This is a genomic window from Ruegeria sp. ABV3_008, from assembly GCF_056161185.1.
This window is the reverse complement of sequence record NZ_JBSWYP010000001.1, coordinates 500,565-517,992: the sequence shown is the minus strand read 5'-3', so window position 1 is coordinate 517,992 and position 17,428 is coordinate 500,565. Positions and strand designations below refer to the sequence as shown.

At 60.1% G+C, this 17,428-nt stretch carries 16 protein-coding genes; 7 read left to right on the top strand and 9 right to left on the bottom strand.

Annotated features, from left to right (window positions below):
* The first annotated feature begins 116 nt into the window (after nt 1-116).
* Nucleotides 117-2,855 carry a DNA gyrase subunit A gene (gyrA, locus tag ACXAH8_RS02565; protein ID WP_475215804.1) on the top strand — a complete coding sequence of 913 codons (2,739 nt, stop codon included), beginning with the start codon at nt 117-119 and terminating at the stop codon, nt 2,853-2,855.
* A 29-nt stretch (nt 2,856-2,884) separates the two neighbouring features.
* Here the strand turns inward: gyrA and ACXAH8_RS02560 are convergent, their stop codons facing one another.
* The 5 genes from ACXAH8_RS02560 to ACXAH8_RS02540 form a co-directional block, all read right to left on the bottom strand.
* Entirely contained in the window at nt 2,885-3,412 is a 528-nt protein-coding gene (locus ACXAH8_RS02560) for a DsbA family protein (protein ID WP_475215801.1), read from the bottom strand.
* A complete protein-coding gene (locus ACXAH8_RS02555) occupies nt 3,385-4,149 on the bottom strand; it encodes a hypothetical protein (RefSeq protein ID WP_475215799.1) in 765 nt (254 codons plus the stop codon). The genes ACXAH8_RS02560 and ACXAH8_RS02555 overlap by 28 nt, the downstream gene beginning before the upstream one ends.
* An 86-nt stretch (nt 4,150-4,235) precedes the next feature.
* A complete protein-coding gene (locus ACXAH8_RS02550) occupies nt 4,236-5,705 on the bottom strand; it encodes a carboxypeptidase M32 (protein WP_475215797.1) in 1,470 nt (489 codons plus the stop codon).
* A gap of 3 nt (nt 5,706-5,708) precedes the next feature.
* Complete coding sequence (ctaA, locus tag ACXAH8_RS02545) at nt 5,709-6,854, bottom strand: heme A synthase (RefSeq protein ID WP_475215795.1); 1,146 nt, start codon at nt 6,852-6,854, stop codon at nt 5,709-5,711.
* Nucleotides 6,855-6,916: 62 nt separating this feature from the next.
* Nucleotides 6,917-7,660: an RNA methyltransferase gene (locus ACXAH8_RS02540; RefSeq protein ID WP_475215793.1), complete on the bottom strand. Its 744-nt coding sequence runs from the start codon at nt 7,658-7,660 to the stop codon at nt 6,917-6,919.
* Between the two features lie 161 nt (nt 7,661-7,821).
* On the opposite strand from ACXAH8_RS02540, the gene ACXAH8_RS02535 reads away from it, so the two are divergent.
* Nucleotides 7,822-8,445 carry a thiamine phosphate synthase gene (locus tag ACXAH8_RS02535; protein ID WP_475216266.1) on the top strand — a complete coding sequence of 208 codons (624 nt, stop codon included), beginning with the start codon at nt 7,822-7,824 and terminating at the stop codon, nt 8,443-8,445.
* Here ACXAH8_RS02535 and ACXAH8_RS02530 read toward each other — a convergent pair.
* Nucleotides 8,438-9,550, bottom strand: a complete 1,113-nt coding sequence (locus ACXAH8_RS02530) for a HupE/UreJ family protein (RefSeq protein WP_475215791.1) — start codon at nt 9,548-9,550, stop codon at nt 8,438-8,440. The genes ACXAH8_RS02535 and ACXAH8_RS02530 overlap by 8 nt on opposite strands.
* Nucleotides 9,551-9,715: 165 nt before the next feature.
* On the opposite strand from ACXAH8_RS02530, the gene ACXAH8_RS02525 reads away from it, so the two are divergent.
* From ACXAH8_RS02525 to ACXAH8_RS02515, 3 genes are all read left to right on the top strand, one after another.
* Nucleotides 9,716-10,609 carry a PfkB family carbohydrate kinase gene (locus tag ACXAH8_RS02525; protein ID WP_475215788.1) on the top strand — a complete coding sequence of 298 codons (894 nt, stop codon included), beginning with the start codon at nt 9,716-9,718 and terminating at the stop codon, nt 10,607-10,609.
* Nucleotides 10,606-11,517 carry a pseudouridine-5'-phosphate glycosidase gene (locus ACXAH8_RS02520; RefSeq protein ID WP_170458499.1) on the top strand — a complete coding sequence of 304 codons (912 nt, stop codon included), beginning with the start codon at nt 10,606-10,608 and terminating at the stop codon, nt 11,515-11,517. Before ACXAH8_RS02525 ends, ACXAH8_RS02520 begins: the two co-directional genes overlap by 4 nt.
* A gap of 64 nt (nt 11,518-11,581) precedes the next feature.
* Nucleotides 11,582-12,259 (top strand): DUF502 domain-containing protein, encoded by a 678-nt coding sequence (locus tag ACXAH8_RS02515; protein ID WP_170373840.1) that lies wholly within the window; start codon nt 11,582-11,584, stop codon nt 12,257-12,259.
* Here the strand turns inward: ACXAH8_RS02515 and ACXAH8_RS02510 are convergent, their stop codons facing one another.
* Nucleotides 12,260-13,285, bottom strand: coding sequence for a patatin-like phospholipase family protein (locus ACXAH8_RS02510; RefSeq protein ID WP_475215786.1), 1,026 nt, complete (start codon nt 13,283-13,285; stop codon nt 12,260-12,262).
* Between the two features lie 65 nt (nt 13,286-13,350).
* The gene (locus ACXAH8_RS02505; protein ID WP_475215784.1) at nt 13,351-14,124 is read right to left on the bottom strand and encodes a 3-hydroxybutyrate dehydrogenase; all 774 of its coding nucleotides are present in this window, start codon (nt 14,122-14,124) and stop codon (nt 13,351-13,353) included.
* Between the two features lie 286 nt (nt 14,125-14,410).
* On the opposite strand from ACXAH8_RS02505, the gene ACXAH8_RS02500 reads away from it, so the two are divergent.
* Together ACXAH8_RS02500 and ACXAH8_RS02495 are read left to right on the top strand one after the other, a co-directional pair.
* Nucleotides 14,411-16,225, top strand: a complete 1,815-nt coding sequence (locus tag ACXAH8_RS02500; protein WP_475215782.1) for an extracellular solute-binding protein — start codon at nt 14,411-14,413, stop codon at nt 16,223-16,225.
* A 296-nt stretch (nt 16,226-16,521) separates the two neighbouring features.
* Nucleotides 16,522-16,743, top strand: a complete 222-nt coding sequence (locus ACXAH8_RS02495) for a hypothetical protein (RefSeq protein WP_170458509.1) — start codon at nt 16,522-16,524, stop codon at nt 16,741-16,743.
* Between the two features lie 2 nt (nt 16,744-16,745).
* Here the strand turns inward: ACXAH8_RS02495 and ACXAH8_RS02490 are convergent, their stop codons facing one another.
* Entirely contained in the window at nt 16,746-17,369 is a 624-nt protein-coding gene (locus ACXAH8_RS02490; protein WP_170373845.1) for a helix-turn-helix domain-containing protein, read from the bottom strand.
* Between the last annotated feature and the right edge of the window lie 59 nt (nt 17,370-17,428).

Sequence of the window (17,428 nt, the reverse complement as noted above, 5' to 3'; positions counted from 1 at the left end):
CGAGTGTTACTTTGGATTTTCACGCGCGGATTCGTTGCTTGCTTGCACCTTATGTGCTGGGTCTGATAGAGTAGAACCACAAAATATAGAGTCTGCACAAGAAACGAGCAGTTTACGTGAGCGATACGCCAGAAACACCTGAAAACATGGATGAAACCCCGCCTGAGCGCCCTGTCTATGACGGCCCGACGGTCTCCATCGAATCCGAGATGCGCACGTCCTATCTGGACTATGCCATGTCGGTCATCGTTTCCCGCGCGATCCCCGATCTGCGCGATGGTCTGAAACCCGTGCATCGGCGGATTTTGTACGCCATGCACGAGACCGGTAACACGCATGAAAAGGCGTATCGCAAATCGGCCCGTCCGGTCGGCGATGTGATGGGTAAATACCACCCGCATGGCGACAGCGCGATCTATGACGCGCTGGTGCGGATGGCGCAGGATTTCTCGATGTCGCTGCCACTGCTGGATGGTCAGGGCAACTTTGGCTCGATGGACGGCGACAACCCGGCGGCCATGCGTTACACCGAAGTGCGGATGGACAAGCCCGCCGCCGCCCTGCTGGCGGACATTGAAAAAGAGACGGTCGATTTTCAGGACAACTACGACGGCAAAGACAAAGAACCGACCGTCCTGCCCGCCCGCTTCCCGAACATGCTGGTCAACGGCGCTGGCGGCATTGCTGTGGGCATGGCCACGAATATCCCGCCGCACAATCTGGGTGAGGTGGTCGATGCCACGCTGGCGCTGATTGACGACCCGGATCTGACATCCGAGCAGCTGATCGAATACGTGCCCGGCCCTGACTTTCCGACCGGCGGCGTCATGCTGGGCCGCTCCGGTGCGCGCAAGGCTTATCTGGAAGGCCGCGGCAGCGTTATCATCCGCGCCAAGACCCGAGTCGAGGAACTGCGCAAGGATCGCTACGCCATTGTCGTGGACGAGATCCCCTATCAGGTGAACAAAGCCTCGATGATCGAAAAGATCGCCGAAGCGGTGCGCGAAAAGCGCATCGAAGGCGTCGCGCATGTGCAGGACGAGTCCGACCGCAACGGCGTGCGCGTGGTGGTCGAGCTGAAGCGCGATGCAACGCCCGAGGTGGTACTGAACCAGCTTTATCGCTTCTCGCCGATGCAGACCTCCTTCGGCTGCAACATGCTGGCCCTGAATGGTGGCCGGCCCGAGCAACTGACCCTTCGCCGGTTCCTGACCTCCTTCATCGACTTCCGCGAGGATGTCGTCGCCCGCCGCACCGCATATGACCTGCGCAAAGCACGCGAGCGTAGCCATATTCTGTGTGGTCTGGCCGTGGCCGTCTCGAATGTGGACGAAGTGGTTGCCACCATCCGTTCGTCGGCAGACGCGGCTGAGGCACGCGAGAAACTGATGACCCGACGCTGGCCCGCCGCGGAGATCGAAGGCTATCTGCGCCTGATCGACGACCCGCTGTCCAAAATGAACGATGACGGCACCTATAACCTGACCGAGGTTCAGGCCCGTGCGATCCTCGAATTGCGCCTGCAGCGCCTGACCCAGCTGGGCGTCAAAGAGGTCACGGACGAGCTGGAGCAACTGGCCGCCAAGATCAAAGAATACCTGGATATCCTCTCCTCGCGCGAACGCATCATGTCGATCATCGGCGATGAGCTGCGCGAAGTACGAGATCAGTTCGCGGTACCCCGTCGCACCGAGATCGTCGATTGGTCCGGCGACATGGAAGACGAGGACCTGATTGAACGCGAAGACATGGTCGTGACTGTCACCTCGGGCGGCTATATCAAGCGTACGCCACTAGCCGATTTCCGAGCGCAAAAGCGTGGCGGCAAAGGCCTGTCGGGGATGCAGACCAAGGAAGAGGACGTGGTCACCACCCTCTTCGTGGCCAACACCCATACGCAGCTGCTGTTCTTCACGACCGACGGGATGGTCTACAAGCTCAAGACCTGGCGCCTGCCGCAATCGGGGCGGACCGGCAAGGGCAAGGCGATCGTCAACATCCTGCCGATCCCGACCGGAGTCTCCATCGCGGCGATCATGCCGGTCGACGTTCCGGACGAGGAATGGGAAAACCTTCAGGTCGTCTTCGCCACCAGCGCAGGCACCGTGCGGCGCAACCGCCTGTCCGACTTCACCAATGTGAAGCGCAACGGCAAGATCGCCATGAAGTTCGAGGATGAGCATGCCGATACGAAGCTGATCAACGCGCGCATCTGCTCGGAAGAGGATGATGTGATGCTGGTCACCAAATCCGGCCGTGCGATCCGCTTCCCGACGACAGATGTGCGAGTGTTCAACAGCCGCTCTTCGGTCGGTGTGCGCGGCGTGCGCCTCTCCGGCAATGACGAAGTGGTTTCGATGTCTGTCATCCGCCATTTCGATGCGACCTCGGATGAGCGTGCCGCCTACCTCAAGATGCGCCGTCTGATGGCGGGCGTCACTGATGAGGCCGAGGGCGATGAGGAAGAAGGCAATGCCGACAGCGTCTTGCCTCAGGAGCGCTATGCCGAGATGTCGGCTGCGGAGAACCTGATCCTGACCATCACAGCGGGCGGTGCAGGCAAGCTGAGCTCCAGCCATGACTACCCTGTCCGTGGGCGCGGCGGCATGGGCGTTGCCGCAATGGACAAGGCGATGCGCGGCGGCGAACTTGTCGCCTCGTTCCCGGTCGAGATTGATGACCAGATCATGCTGGCCACTTCAAAAGGTCAGTCGATCCGCGTGCCGGTCGATGGCATTTCCTTCCGGTCCCGCAGCGCCGGCGGCGTGCGGGTGTTTAACACCGGCAAGGGTGAAGAGGTCGTGAGCGTCGCCTGGATCGCCGATCAAGGGGAAGAGGACGAGGCCGAAGAATAGTCTTTCGGCTAGAGAACATGAAACAGGCGCTAACCGGACCCGGGCAGCGCCTGTTTTGATTCAGTGCCCAATAGATCAGCAACAGCCCAGAGCCGATCCTGACCCCAAATGCTCTGACCGTCGACGTGGAAGCTAGGAACACCCCAAAGGCCAATGTCTTGCAGCCTGTTTTGGTTCTGCTCAACCCGCCGACGCCAAGTTTGTGATTTCAGCTCATCGCGCGCCGTGGGCCAATTCGAACCGACGGCTTGGACGATTTGAGAGAGGCCCTTGTCGCTGGCCGCATCCACCCCTTCTGACCAGACTGTGCGCATGAAGGTAGAGCAAAACGCTCCCATCCGACCTTCGGATGCGGCGTAGTCGAACAAGGCATAACCGCGCTCGACCCCGGCGCCCAGAGGGTCGCAGATGCGGCCAAACGGGATACCCAGCCGCCGTGCCTCACGCGTGCAATCCTGCAGGATGTATCGGGATTTCGCCTTGGGCACTGGCAGGCCGCGCATCAGCATCGGCAGCACCGGACGCAGGATCAGTTCCGCGTTGCACTGAGCTGCCAAATGTTGGACCCGGTCAAAAGCCAGATAAGAATACGGGCTGCGGAAGGAGAAAAAAACTCGATGGTTTTCGGGGCGGCTTGGCTGTCAAATACCGGCTCTGGGGGCGGGACTAAAAGGGGGCCAGTGCCCAATCCAGCGCTCTGTAACCTGTCTTCAAGATAGTGCAGTCGGTCCGCGCCCCAATACCATTCGCCGCCATAGTAAAACGTGCCGCCGAGATAGTGCCCCATGGCCCGCAACTCCTGATCCCCGGCACGCAGGGCAGCGCCGGGATCACTCTGTTTGCCCGCAGGTAAATCCCGCCCGGCCCATTGGGCAGCGCTGATGGCTTTTAGATGTTGCGCGAAATCCGACTCTCCAAGATGGGCGGCCAGACGAGCGTTGATTTCTGGCGTCACACCATCCGCCTTCGGCGCGTCCAAACCCAGCTTTTGCGCCAAACGCGTTGCATCTTCGAAGGCGTTCTCACGATGCGCTTTGGGATCAGGGACTGCCTCGGCTGGCGGGCCTGAGATCAAATGCGGGCGCAGCACAATGTCATAGCGCGCATCAAATGCCGGCAAAACTTGCGCGGTCAGTGCGCAATACGGGTCTGACGCATCGTGAAAATAGTGAACCTCGTGTCGCGCGCCACGCGCCCTGCGCCCCAGCTCATACAGACCACGACGCGCGTTTTGCAGCCCTCGGCTGGTGATGATCTCGGCAAGCCGGGGTTTTACCAAAGAAGTGAAGGGCACCGTAATCTCCGCCGGGGTCAGATGCCCCACCCTAGCCAATCCCGCGCGGAACACCACGCGGGCACACGGCAACGTGAGCGGCCCTGTTAAAGCCCGTAAAGCGCGCCGAATTTCTGCTCAAGATAGCTGAGCAGCGGGTCCGGCCCCGGTTCAACACCGCTTGCACGCTGGATGACATCACGCGGGGCGTAAAGCCCGCCATATTTCTGCACATTCTCGCGCAGCCATGTGGTCGCGCCAGAGGTATCACCTTCGGCCAATTGACCATCCAGCCCCGGCACAGCGCCGCGCAGCGCCTGATAGAGACACCCGGCATAGACGTTGCCCAGCGAGTAGGTCGGGAAATAGCCGAACAGACCCACGGACCAGTGGACATCCTGCAAACACCCGTTCGAGGGCTTGTCGACCGCATAGCCAAAATCCGCCTTGAAGCGGTCATTCCATGCGGTCTCGAGGTCCGAGACCTGCAGGTCTCCGGCCATCAATGCGCGCTCCAGGTCAAAGCGCAGCATGATGTGCAGGTTGTATTGCACCTCATCCGCCTCGGTCCGGATATAGCCGTTTTGGACATGGTTCACAGTCGCGTAGAAGGCGTCGGCATCCGCGATCCCGAAATCTCCGAACGCGTCGCGCATCTGGGTGAAGAGCCATCCGGTGAAGGCGCGCGAGCGGCCAAGCTGGTTTTCATAAATCCGGCTTTGGCTTTCATGCACACCCATCGACACGCCCTGACCCAGAGGCGTCAGCGCGTAGTCGGGGTTGATACCCTGCTCGTAGGCGGCGTGGCCGACCTCATGAATGGTTGAGTAGAAGCAGTTGAACGGGTCAGTCGCGCTGGTTCGGGTCGTGATCCGCACGTCCGAGCCGCTGCCCGAGCTAAACGGATGCACCGCCTTGTCGACGCGGCCCCGGTTCAGGTCATAGCCGAACGCTTGCGCGAGCTTTTGTGACAAGCGCATCTGTTCGGTTTCGTCGAAAGAGCCCTCCAGCGCCTTTGGGGCGGGCCGATCCAGAACCGCCGCCCGCAGTGCCACCAAGCGGGGGCGCATCTGATCGAAGATCTCCGCAATCTGCGCTCCAGTCGTATAGGGCTCATAATCCTCGACCATGGCACCATAGATGTCACCGCCCTGCGCCAGCGCCGCCCCTTCCTCGCGTTTCAGCGCGACGACCTCCTCCAGCACGGGCAGAAAGGCCGAGACGTCCTCATCCGCGCGCGCCTGCGCCCATTTGCCTTGCGCGGCAGATGTGACACGAGCAAGAGCTTTGGCCAGATCGGCGGGGACTTTGATGGTGCGCTCGTAGGACCGGCGGATCTCACGCAGCTGGGCCTGACCCGAGGCATCACTCGCGTCGGCCTGGTCGAGCCATTCGGCCACGCGCGGGTCGGATTTGCGCGCGTGCAAAACGGCCTCGATCGCGGCCATTTCCTCGGCCCGTTGCGGGGCAGCTCCGCGTGGCATCATGGTTTCCTGATCCCAGCCCAGCCGACCGGCAATCTGACCAAGGGCCGAGGTTTCACGTTGAAAGGCCATCAGGTCGTCAAAGGCGCTCATCGGTCACGCTCCACGGATTGAGGTTGCAATTGGATAGCCGCTCAGGAAGCGCGCGCGTAGGATCAGGGTCCAGACCACGACGGCCATGAACTGGTGGAAAATGGCGATCTGCCATGGGGCTGCGTAGACGACCGTGACGATCCCGACCACCACCTGCAGCGACAGGGCCGCAAAGGCTGCGTTGAAGGCGAAACGGGTCTGTGGATGGGCGCTGCCCTGCCCCCGACGCCAGACGATGATGGCGAAGATGAACAGCAGATATCCCGCGCAACGGTGGATGAATTGCACCAGACCGGGGCTTTCGAAGAAGTTGCGCCACATCGGCTCCAGCATGGTCGCATCTGGCGGCAAAAGCTGCCCGCCGATCAGCGGCCAGTCGGTGTAAGACCGCCCGGCGTCAATCCCGGCGACCAGAGCACCGATGAGTATCTGCAAAAAGGTGAAATGCAGCAAGCCGGTCGAGAGCGAGAACAGCTTCGCCTCTTTCGCGCGGCGCGCCTGCATCAGGTCGCGCTCGTCCCGGCCCAGCTCAAAGATATACCACGCGAGGAAGCCAAGGATCACGAAGGCCAAGCCCAGATGCGTCGCCAGACGATAGCTTGCAACGGCCGTCATCCCTTCGCCCTGCGTCACACCCGAGGCGACCATCCACCAGCCGACCGCGCCCTGAACGCCACCCAAAGCGCCGGGGATCAGCAGTTTTCCGGTCCAACCCGTTGGGATTTTGCGCGCGATCAGGAAACCAAAGAAGCCAATTGCCCAGACCAGACCGATCACGCGGCCCAATTGGCGGTGGCCCCATTCCCACCAGTAGATGAATTTGAAATCAGTCAGCTCCATCCACTGGTTCTGGATGCGCCACTGGTCGATTTCCTTGTACTTGTCGAATTCGGATTGCCAGTCGGCCTCGGTCATCGGCGGGATGGCCCCGGTGATCGGACGCCATTCGGTGATCGACAGCCCGCTATCGGTCAGCCGGGTCAGCCCCCCAACGGCGATCATCACAACGACCAGAGCGAACAGGATCATCAGCCACGCCCGGATCGCCTTGCGTGCCCCGCCCCGGCCCTTGTCGATCATACCGGGTTGAACGGCCTGTTGTTTTTCGGTGTCTGAGACTTCTTCGAAGATGCTGCGCTTGGCGCTCATGCTGTCCTCATATGTCCTGGATTTGGTCGCAAGCTAGGGCCAGTGAGGGGCAAGGTCCAGCCTTACCCTTTGTCTTTCCAACGGACCATCTGACGCATGACTCCGTGCAACATCTGCACATCCGCCCGCGTCATCCGCATCCGCGACCACAGGTTGCGCAGATTGGTCTTCATACCCTCGGCCTTTTCTGGCGGGTAGAAGAAACCAGCCTCTTCCAGCCGATCTTCATAGTGGTCGACCAGCTTCTCGACCTCGATGCCAGTCGCCCAGTCGCCCTTGCCCAGATCGGTAGCCTCATGCACCACATCACCGGTCTGGCGCATCCACTCATAGGCTGTCAGCAGCACGCATTGTCCAAGGTTGAGCGAGGCATATTCCGGGTTCACGGGCACCGAGATGATAGCATTGGCCTTGGCGATATCCTCATTCTCAAGCCCCGCGCGTTCGGGGCCAAACAACACGGCGACCTTTTCCCCTGCGGCAACCTTTTCAGCCGCGATCTGCATGGCGCGTTCCGGGCTGTAGACTGGCTTGGTCAACCCGCGTTGCCGTGCGGTGGTCGCAAACACAAAGGTGGTGTCGTACAGCGATCCCGCCAGATCGTCAAACAATTGTGCCTCATCCAGAAGCCGACCGGCACCGCTGGACATCGCCACCGCCTTCGGGTTCGGCCACCCGTCCCGAGGGGCCACGACCCGCATTCGATCCAACCCGAAATTCCACATCGCTCGCGCGGCGGCCCCGATGTTTTCGCCCATCTGTGGGCGCACGAGCACAAAGGAAGGCTGAGAGGTGTCACTAGGCATGGTTGTCTCCGAAAGTTCCGCCTGCTCTAATCACCCAGCCCCATCAGGGCAACCCGATCCTCTTCTTCTGTTCTCAAATACCTGCTCGACAGGCTTAAAAGTTTGCTTCCCGCGCTCAATCCGCTAAACCGCGCAAAAGAATGAAAGCGAAGGACGCGCTAATGGACACCCCCGAGCAGCCTCAGATCTATCTGATCACACCGCCGACCATCACGCTTAGTACCTTCCCCGACCAATTGGCGCGGGTTCTTGACGGGACCGAGATTGCTTGCATCCGGCTGGCCTTGGCTGGGAATGACGAGGACACGATCGCCCGCTCCGCAGATGCCTGCCGCGAGGTTGCGCATGCGCGGGACGTGGCCATCGTGATCTCGAACCACGTTCTGCTGGCGCAACGGCTGGGGCTGGACGGCGTACATTTGGACGACGCAGCGCGCTCGGTCCGGGCTGCACGAAAGGAGCTCGGAACGGATGCGATTGTCGGCAGCTTTTGTGGGGCCTCCAGCCATGACGGCATGACGGCTGGCGAAGCAGGCGTCGACTATGTCGCCTTCGGCCCGGTCGGAGCGTCGTCATTGGGCGACGGCACTCTTGCCGAAAAGGACCTATTCCAATGGTGGTCAGAAATGATCGAGGTCCCGGTCGTGGCCGAGGGTGGCTTGACCCCAGACTTGATCCGCACCCTTTCCCCACATACGGATTTCTTCGGCATCGGCGATGAAATCTGGTCGGCCGAGGACCCTTCGACCGCTCTGGAGGAGTTGTTGTCCCATATGGCTAGCTGAGTATCAGGGGCTCGGCCAACCAATAAACGGCAATTCCCGCAATCAGGATCGAGGCCAGAACGGATATCCGGCCTCGCATCCTCTCAGACGCCCCGGCAATCAGCGCCGAGATCACAAAACTTACGGCAGCTATGGCGTAGAGCGCTACCAGTACTCCGCCCGCGTAGCCGAATATCGCGGGCGGCAAATGATCCGGTGGCACCCCAATTCTCGCCAGCGAGGTGCTGAGCGCTATCCCACACAACAATCCGGCACCAAAAACAGCGAGCAAGCGGAAAACGGTCAGACGCCTGAGAACCAAATTCCACAGCGCCAAAACGAGGGTTGCAGCCGCAAGCGCCTGAGAGGCCACCGCAGAGGGCAACGCAACCGCGCCATAGACCGAAAGCGCCAGACCGAAGATCAGTCCTAGGGACACAAACAACATCTGCGCCAACAGCGGACGCAGGCTGAGAGTCAAAAAGACCAGCGACAGCACAAGGGCGATCTCGTGGTAGCCATGCGGAAGGATGCGGGTCAGCCCCTTGGGCAGAAACACCTGCAGCACCTGTTGCGGGCCGAGCGCGGCACCGCCTTGCAACGGTATCAAAGGGCTGACCTCTCCGGCGACCAGATAGCCCGTGTAGGGTGCGTCGACACGCTGTTGTTTAACGACGGCAGGCCCGTGCCCCTCCGGCCATGTCAGGCGCAAACTCGACGCCCCGTCCGGCAGCGGCGCGGCCAGCAGCAGCTTTGACAAACGCGGAGTATCAGGATCACCGACAATGGGGATGCGCACGCCCTCATAGGACAGGCGGGTCGGGCCTGCGAGTTCGACCCTCAGCGTCCCGGCCCAGTCTTTGACAAACGACCGAACCTCAGGCTCCAGCTCTGAGGAGACCCGCCGGCGCAAGTCTCTGTACCGCGCGTCATCGGCAAAATCGGGACGAGTTTCGGGGTCGATCCCGGACAGGAACATCTCGGCATTCAACGTGACCTCAAGAAACAGAGTGTCTGCCTTCGTCCAGAACTCGACAATCGTCGGAGGGGTCTGTGCCTTCGCGGACCATGTCGAAAGGACCAGAAAAGCAGGCAATATCAGGAGGAAACGGAAAATACCGCTCATCTGCGACGCTCATCAATAAAATTATCAATCATACACATCGAGTGTCCCGCCGAACGCATCGGATCGCAAGTCGAAACGAATACGGACCGGAACACAGAGGCCTTATCTCTGTTACCGCTGACGTTCTGGCTTGCACGGCCCTCAGCGCTGCGGCATGACAGCACCATGACTCAGAACAGTGAAATCCTGTGTATCGGCTCGGTCCTATGGGACGTGATCGGACGCTCGGCCAGTGCCATGCGGCAAGGATCGGACGTGCCGGGGCGGATCACCCGCCTGCCCGGCGGCGTCGCCATGAACATCGCCATGACGCTGGTGCGGTTTGGCATGACCCCTACCCTACTGACCGCCATTGGCCGCGACCCGGAGGGTGACGAGCTGATCCACGCTTGCGCCCGGCTCGGCATGATCACCGACCATATCTACCGCTCGCAAGACCTGCCGACTGATCGCTACATGGCTGTCGAAGGGGCCAACGGCCTGATCGCGGCCATCGCTGACGCCCACTCGCTTGAGGCTTCGGGGGCGAAAATCCTGCGCCCGTTGATGCACGGACCGCTGGGCTATGAGAACACACCGTTCGAAGGACCCATTGCGCTGGACGGCAACCTGACGCTGGACCTTCTGGAAGAAATCGCCCAAAGCCCCGCCTTCGCCAAGGCGGACCTGCGGGTTGCACCGGCCTCGCCCGGCAAGGCCGAACGTCTACTGCCCTTCCTAAAACATGCCCGCGCAACTCTCTATGTGAACCTCGAAGAGGCTGGCCTACTGTGTCAGCGCGAGTTCACTGATTCAGAATCCGCCGCCAAAGGCCTGCTGGACCGGGGCGCGCTGCGCGTTCTCGTCACTGATGGTGGCAATTCGGCCACCGTGGGCGCGGCCTCGGGCGTTCTGACCCAGACACCTCCGTCCGTGCTTGTGACCCGCGTGACCGGCGCGGGCGACACATTCATGGCCGCTCATATCGCTTCAGAATCTGACGGCGCCGACGCGCAAACTGCTTTGACCCGCGCGCTCCACGCCGCTGCAACTTACGTTTCAGGAGAAACTCCGCTGTGATCCCTATCCACTACTCTGCCGAGGTCCGCGCCGCGAAAGACGCAGGCCACCCAATCGTGGCGCTGGAAAGCACCATCATTACCCACGGCATGCCCTACCCCCAGAACGTTGAGGTCGCCGCGCAGGTGGAACAGGACATCCGCGATGCCGGAGCTGTGCCAGCGACCATGGCTGTGATCGAAGGCGTGCTGCATGTGGGCCTTGAACCCGACCAGCTGCAGGCCTTGGGCCAGGCTCAGGGCGTCGCGAAAATCTCGCGCGCGGATATGGCGGCGTGCATCTCGACCGGCGGGACCGGAGCCACAACAGTGGCCGCAACAATGATCGCCGCGCAATATGCGGGGATCGAGGTGTTTGCGACCGGCGGGATCGGAGGCGTCCATCAGGGGGCCGAGACCACATTTGATATCTCCGCCGACCTGCATGAGCTGGGCCAAACCCCGGTGACAGTCGTGGCCGCTGGTGCCAAGGCGATCCTCGATCTAGCTAAAACGCTTGAGGTTCTTGAAACGCTGGGCGTTCCGGTCATCGCTTATGGTCAGGATGCCTTTCCCGCCTTCTGGTCCGCACAATCCCCATATGCCGCACCGCTGCGCATGGACAGTGCCGAGGCCATCGCAAAAGCTCATGCGACGCGCCGCGCGCTGGGCCTACCGGGCGGTCAGCTGGTCGCGAACCCGATCCCGGCCGCAGACCAGATCCCGGCCGAGGAGCTGGCCCCGATCATCGCCGCTGCCCAGGCGGATGCAGATGCTCATCGGATCACCGGAAAGGCCGTCACGCCCTATCTACTGCAACGGATCTTTGAAAAGACCGAGGGCCGTTCACTCACCGCGAACATCGCCTTGGTGCGCAACAACGCACGATTGGCGGCGAATATTGCTAAGGCACTGGTAAACGGCGCGTAAACCTGCCCTATTGCACCGGCGCATCGGACTGCTTAGGTAGTTTCGCAAACCACTCGGACCTGTAATGAACACACCGTTTGACGAAGAGCCCCATCGCCGCCCCGGCTTGTTCTCGCGCCTGCGCGGTTCTTTTCTGACGGGTATCGTTGTCATTGCGCCTGTCTGGCTGACAATCTGGCTGATCTGGTCCGTCGTGGGCTGGATCGACAGCGCCGTTCTGCCGCTGGTGCCACAACAGTTCCGCCCTGAGGAATATGTGGGCATCAACCTGCGCGGCGTCGGCGTCATCATCTTTCTGGTGTTCACCATTCTGGTCGGCTGGGTTGCCAAAGGCATTCTGGGCCGATCTTTCATCTCGTTCACCGAGAGCCTCGTCGATCGGATGCCTATCGTCCGCTCAATCTATTCCGGGATCAAACAGATCTCGGAGACGGTGTTCGCACAGACCGAGCGCTCTTTCGAGAAAGCCTGCCTGGTGCAATATCCGCGTCGTGGCATCTGGGCCATCGGCTTCGTTTCGACCACAGCAAGGGGTGAGGTTAGCAATCGCGCCGAAACCGGCGGCAACCTCCTGAGCATCTTCATCCCGACAACGCCCAACCCAACCTCCGGCTTTCTGCTGTTCTTCCCGGAAGAAGACGTGATCCTGCTGGACATGTCGATTGAAGAGGCCGCAAAACTCGTGATCTCGGCCGGTCTGGTCTATCCTAACGAAAAAGACCCGACGCAGCCGCCCGAGTAATCAACCAAACATTGCGGGCAGATCAACGGTACTGTGCTGCCCAAGATCATCCTTGTAACGCGCCAGAAACCCATCTGCCGCATCGCGGCCCGCGTGCTTCAACTTGTGCAGGATCACCGGATTGGGCACAGTTTTGGTCGCCACGGACAAGCTGTTCATCAACTCATTATCCGCAATCATGTGAACCAACACACGGCTCATCTCACCGGCTTTCAACTTACCCTCTTCCAGCAGCCGCTGAACGAAATTGATCGCCCGCAGCTCGCGGAACAGGGATGAGTTAAAGCTGATCTCATTGATCCGGTTCTGAATTTGCTGCGGCGTGACCGGCAACTCGTCCCGTTCCAGAGGGTTGATATTTACGATCACAACATCATCGGGCAGGTCACCCTCGAACAAGGGGTACAGCGCCGGGTTGCCGGTATAGCCGCCATCCCAATAGGCTTCGGTCCTGTCGGTTTCAGGGTCGTAAATCTCAACCGCTTTGAACAGCGTGGGCAAACAGGCCGAGGCCAGAATCGCATTTGTCGAGATCTCATCGCCCGTGAACACGCGGATCTTGCCGCTACGAACGCAAGTCGCGCACACAAACAGACGTGGCCCCTGATCAGCGCAAACCTCATCAAAGTTGAACCGATCCACCACGGATTCCAGCGGGTTCGAATAGAACGGACCATAGGCATAGGGCGACACCATCCGCGACCACGCATCGCCAATGGAGTAAGGCAGCGAATACTCCATCGCCTGCGCAATGCTCGCAGGCTCAAGCCCCCTGAACCAGTTGGCAATACGCATATCGCCAAGGGCCCCCATGCGTTTCCACAATCCATCCAGCCGCGCCCGCGCGCCCTCGCGCCCATTTGCAACCATACCGGACTTGAACGCAGCCCCGTTCAAAGCCCCGGCCGAGGTTCCGGTGATCGCCGCAACCTCGATATCCTCTTCATCCAGAAGCCGGTCGAGGACACCCCAAGTGAACGCTCCATGCGCTCCACCACCCTGCAAAGCCAGATTGATCCGCTTCATGGTTCCGCCTCTTCATCTAGCCAAAAAATAACCCGGGGGTATGGGGGCAGAGCCCCCATGCAAGCTCACAAAGCCGTCCAGCCACCATCGACCGAGATCGTCGTGCCGGTGATCTGAGCCGCGGCATCTGAGCAGAGGAACTGAACCGTTCCGCCCAATTGCTCGACCGTGGCGAACTCCTTGGACGGTTGCCGCTCCAGCATGACGTTCTTGATCACGTCCTCACGGCTCATGTTGTATTCCTTCATCGTGTCAGGGATCTGCGCTTCGACCAGAGGGGTCAGCACATAGCCCGGACAAACCGCATTGCAGGTGATCGGCTCTTGCGCGGTTTCCAATGCGACGGCCTTGGTCATGCCAACAACACCGTGCTTGGCCGCCACATAGGCCGCTTTGAACGGAGAGGCCGTCAAACCATGGGCCGAGGCAATATTCACCACGCGCCCCCACCCACTCGCGCGCATCAACGGCAAAGCGGCTGCAGTCGTGTGGAAGGCCGAGTTCATGTTGATCGCAATGATCGCGTCCCATTTGTCGATCGGGAACTGGTCAATTGGCGACACATGCTGAATACCCGCATTGTTCACCAGAATATCGCAGGAGCCCGACTTCTCAATCAGGGCGCGGCATTCATCCCCCTTGGACATATCGGCCTGAATGTAGCGCGCGCTTGTACCGGTCTCTTTCGAAATCTCTTCCGCCAACGCGTGATCTTCATCGCGATCTGTGAACGAGTTCAAAACCACATCCGCCCCGGCCTTCGCCAGCTCGCGCGCGATGCCCAGACCGATGCCCGAATTCGACCCCGTGATGATTGCCGTTTTTCCCGAAAGGCTCATGACTGCATTTCCTCTGAGTTCACCTGGCACGCAGAGTGCCATGCTGCACCTGCAAAGAAAACGGGGAACTGCAGAATGAGTAGCTGCAAATCTGCGAAAAAAAACGCCCGCACGAAGCGGGCGTTAAGTTATTGAGGCAGGTTTCATACAGGCAAGAAACCTATCGAGCAGTGAAACCCTTATAAGCAATTCTGCGCTTTCGTCCAAGCTAAAAGTTTGAAAACAAGAAAAATCATCGCTACGATGAATCCCAACAAAATAAGGCCAGAGCAGGATTGTTTCCAAAATGAGCCCGTATTTTTCACACCCGCTTCGTGGTTTGGCAGCGGGAATCGTCCTGCTTTTTGCGTCCTCTTTGGCACAAGCAGAATCGACTCATGGCATAGCTATGTATGGCGACCCGGCCTTACCACCGGATTTTGTGTCTCTACCCTATGCCAACCCAGAGGCGCCAAAAGGCGGCAAAGTCGTTTTCGGAAACACCGGCGGCTTTAACAGCTTGAACCCGTTTGTGCAAAAAGGCACCCCTCCGTGGCAGCTAAGATTTTGGACCCACGAGAGCCTGATGGGCCGATCCTGGGACGAACCTTTCACTCTTTACGGGCTGTTAGCCGAATCGGTTGAGACTGCGCCAGACCGCTCTTGGGTGGAATTTACCCTCCGGGACGAGGCTCGATTCTCCGATGGCACCCCGGTCACAGTTGACGATGTGATCTGGTCTTTCCAGACCCTCGGGACCGAAGGGCATCTGCGCTATCGCGGTCTTTGGTCCAAGATCGACAGTATCGAACAGACCGGCCCGCGCTCGGTCCGGATCAGCTTTAACGAAGCTGACCGCGAACTTGCATTGATCGTGGGGCTGCGTCCGATCCTTCAGAAAGCCCAATGGGAAGGTAAGGATTTTGCGGACGCGCAGCTGCACGACGTTCCTGTCGGAAGCGGACCCTATGTGGTCGAAGATTACGAGGCCGGTCGCTACGTGAACCTGCGTCGAAATCCGAACTATTGGGGCGCTGATGTTCCGTTTCGCCGTGGCACGATGAATTTCGATGACATCCGGATCGAATTCTACGGCGATGCTACCGTTCTGTTCGAAGCCTTCAAAGCCGGAGAGCTTTCGGCCGTGCGTGAGTTCAACGCCGACAAATGGGACACGCAGTACAGTTTCCCCGCTGTTCAGCGCGGCGATGTGATCAAGACCGAGATTCCGCATGGCAAACCCTCGGGAATGACCGGGCTGGTGATGAATACCCGCAAAACTCCGTTCGATGACTGGCGCGTGCGTGAAGCCCTGATGCTGGCGTTCAACTTCGAATTCATCAATGACACGATCACCGGCGGCGCGCAGTCGCGGATATCATCCTATTTCTCCGGCTCTGATCTGGCGATGCAACCAGGACCCGCGACGGGGCGCGTTGCGGAACTGTTGGCGCCTTACAGCGCAGACCTGATCCCCGGAACGCTGGAAGGCTACGCCCCACCCGTGGGCGACGGCTCAGCCCGAAATCGCGCAAACCTGCGGCAAGCGGCAAAACTGCTGGCCGAGGCTGGCTGGACCATTCAGGACGGCGTGCTGCGCAACGCCGCGGGTGAGCCATTTCAGATCACCGTTCTGCTGCAACAAGGCGATGGTGAGATGCAGACAGCGGTCGAGATCTACACCCGTGCGTTGGAACGTCTGGGCATTCAGGTCACGACTGAGCGTGTCGACAATGCGCAATATACCGGGCGGGTATCTGAGCTAGATTTCGATATGACCCCGTTCCGCCGTGCCCTGTCACTGTCACCAGGCAATGAACAGCGCCTCTATTGGGGCAGCGAGTCCGCTGATGCACCGGGCACGCGCAACCTGATGGGCGTCTCCTCACCCGCTGTTGACGGGATGATCGACTCCATGCTGGCTTCGGAAAGCCGCGAGGATTTCGTGGCCGCCACCCGCGCCCTCGACCGCGTTCTGACGGCGGGCCGATACGTGATCCCGATCTGGAGCTTCGACGTCGGCCGTATCGCCCATGTCAGTGCGCTGAAATACCCCGAGACCCTGCCAATCTATGGCGATGGCCCGCAATACATGCCCGAGGTCTGGTGGTACGCCGATTAGAACCACGCGCATAGGGTGTGACGCACCGGACCTGACACCTTATGCACGTGGAGATCGGCAAAAACTGGCACATCCCGCGATGAACAAAATCATGAGCTCATAGCGCAAAGCGCCCCTATATATGGGCATTTCACCGGATTTTGCGCCAAACCCGCCGCGCAAACCTGACTCTGATCGGCATAATTCTGATCAGGCCAGGGGTGCGACATCTTGTCATGTCTTCCGCTGCGTCAACTCGTCCGTACGCTGTTCATAGGGGAGAGCCGTCCTGAAACCCGAAGAAGGAAAGCTCGCAGATGCTGAACTGGACCGATCTGACACAAGACTGGAACGCGTGCTACGCCCGCGCGAAACGCCGTTTTCCCAACCTGAGGGACCAGGACATGCCGCGCGTTGGCAAGGATCGCAAACAGTTCGAAGCCTATCTGGCCGAACGCCACCACCTGACCGTCAATGAAGCTCACGAAGAGGTCGAAGATTTTCTGTTCACGGAATCGCTGAACCGCGAATTGAACTGATCCTAGGCCAGTGACGTCACCCAGAGGATGGTCGCATCCTCATCGCTGACCGAAATCACATTGTGCCCCATGCTGCCGTCGTAATAGGCGCTGTCGCCCCGGCGCATCTCAACGGGTTCGTAAAACTCGGTATACAACCGCACGACTCCGGTCAGGACGTACATGAACTCCTCCCCGTCATGGCGCACCCAACCTTCGAACTCATCCATCGAGCGGGCGCGGACGCGGGCGCGATAGGGGAGCATCTGCTTTTTCGTCAGGGTTTCAGCCAGCAACTCATGCTCATAGGTGGCAGTGGCATGTGCAGCCCCCTCGCCGGACCGGGTCACGGCCATACGACCAATCACCTGCTCACGCTGCGGCGGGGTAAAGAGCTGAGGCACCGAGATCTCCAACCCGATGGCCAGCTTTTTCAGCGCATCGTAGGTGGGTGACATCTGACCATTTTCGATCTTGCTGAGCGTCGAACGCGCCAGACCGGCCTGCGAGGCTGCCTGCTCCAGCGTCCAGTTGCGCGCCTTGCGCAACTCGCGCACGCGGGCGCCCAGGTCCAAAGGCTCGGGTTCCGTGTGTTCGCCTGCGTCGCGGGCAATGCGGATCAGGGATTTGGGATCTTGGGTACTCATGCCATCGTCTATAGGGTGCACAAGCCGCGCTTGCAACGCGCCATGGGCCGGGTTAGCCA

Excerpts from the sequence above, each read along its gene's own strand:
- ACXAH8_RS02540 (WP_475215793.1), bottom strand. The coding sequence starts at position 7,660 with ATGCCTAGTGACACCTCTCAGCCTTCCTTTGTGCTCGTGCGCCCACAG.
- ACXAH8_RS02530 (WP_475215791.1), bottom strand. The coding sequence starts at position 9,550 with ATGAGCGGTATTTTCCGTTTCCTCCTGATATTGCCTGCTTTTCTGGTC.
- ACXAH8_RS02495 (WP_170458509.1), top strand. The coding sequence starts at position 16,522 with ATGCTGAACTGGACCGATCTGACACAAGACTGGAACGCGTGCTACGCC.
- ACXAH8_RS02525 (WP_475215788.1), top strand. The coding sequence starts at position 9,716 with ATGACTCAGAACAGTGAAATCCTGTGTATCGGCTCGGTCCTATGGGAC.
- ACXAH8_RS02500 (WP_475215782.1), top strand. The coding sequence starts at position 14,411 with ATGAGCCCGTATTTTTCACACCCGCTTCGTGGTTTGGCAGCGGGAATC.
- ACXAH8_RS02490 (WP_170373845.1), bottom strand. The coding sequence starts at position 17,369 with ATGAGTACCCAAGATCCCAAATCCCTGATCCGCATTGCCCGCGACGCA.
- ctaA (WP_475215795.1), bottom strand. The coding sequence starts at position 6,854 with ATGAGCGCCAAGCGCAGCATCTTCGAAGAAGTCTCAGACACCGAAAAA.
- ACXAH8_RS02550 (WP_475215797.1), bottom strand. The coding sequence starts at position 5,705 with ATGAGCGCCTTTGACGACCTGATGGCCTTTCAACGTGAAACCTCGGCC.
- ACXAH8_RS02535 (WP_475216266.1), top strand. The coding sequence starts at position 7,822 with ATGGACACCCCCGAGCAGCCTCAGATCTATCTGATCACACCGCCGACC.
- ACXAH8_RS02510 (WP_475215786.1), bottom strand. The coding sequence starts at position 13,285 with ATGAAGCGGATCAATCTGGCTTTGCAGGGTGGTGGAGCGCATGGAGCG.
- ACXAH8_RS02515 (WP_170373840.1), top strand. The coding sequence starts at position 11,582 with ATGAACACACCGTTTGACGAAGAGCCCCATCGCCGCCCCGGCTTGTTC.
- ACXAH8_RS02505 (WP_475215784.1), bottom strand. The coding sequence starts at position 14,124 with ATGAGCCTTTCGGGAAAAACGGCAATCATCACGGGGTCGAATTCGGGC.